This is a genomic window from Flavobacteriales bacterium (genome assembly GCA_021296215.1).
Classification (GTDB): Bacteria; Bacteroidota; Bacteroidia; order Flavobacteriales; family ECT2AJA-044; genus ECT2AJA-044.
Genome location: JAGWBA010000127.1, coordinates 1 through 845, shown reverse-complemented (window position 1 = coordinate 845; position 845 = coordinate 1). Strand labels below are relative to the sequence as shown.

Genomic DNA, 845 nt, shown 5'->3' with positions numbered 1-845 from the left:
ACGTGGCAAACCGGACGACCGTCACGGTTTGACCTTGCAAATACTTTTTCAAAAACGGAAGGTTATACTCTCCGGAACGCGGGTCCCGCATATGAATCCCCGCGACGTGCACGTCTCCACGTTTTAACGCACGCAGAGCGGCAAGGCTTGTCATGTTCCACCCGACAACCGACGCGTTTCCTGCTTGTTGTCGAACGTGCTCCCCGGCCAGATAAATGGCGGGATCACATCCCGCCACGAGAATTTGCTTTTCCACGTCCTTCTGGCTTTTCAAGAGCTGCACGTAAACCGAACGTTTTCGCCGGGTTGTCGCTCCCAATATCAGCGCATCCGCGGGAACCGTATAATTCAGGACGTCTCCCAGTTCCGTCACCGGTTTGGCCACCAGGCGATTCCCTACTGTCGCCAACTTGACCCTGGTGGAATTGAAGACTCCGGGATGATCGGCCGGCAGTTCCGCCTCAAGAATTTCACGATCCTCATTCAACGAGAACAGATCCTCAACCGACGTTCCCAAAGCATCCGCGAGATGCAAGGCGACTTCCGTTCCCGGAAGATACTGATCTTTTTCCATGGCATAGAGGGCCTGTCGAGTAATGCCCGCACTCTGTGCCAGTTCTCCTTGTGAGAGCCCGGCGGCAATCCGCATTTCACGTAAACGGTTCATCACTCGTTGTTGAGGTTTGGGAACAGGCATCGGGTCACACTATAGGAAATTAATAAGTGACATATGTCATGTATAATAGTATATTTTGAAAAACATGACAACCACCCGTCCATGGGAATGCGGTCTTGCTGCGATGCGCAACGAGGTCGTGAGAGATCATTGGCTTGCGTCCAGTCCG

The 845-nt window shown here is 53.0% G+C and carries 1 protein-coding gene; it reads right to left on the bottom strand.

All coding sequences use genetic code 11. The features are described from left to right. The coding region (locus tag J4F31_12400; protein ID MCE2497353.1) for a helix-turn-helix domain-containing protein at positions 1–670 on the bottom strand (670 nt) is incomplete at its 3' end. Positions 671–845 lie beyond the last annotated feature (175 nt).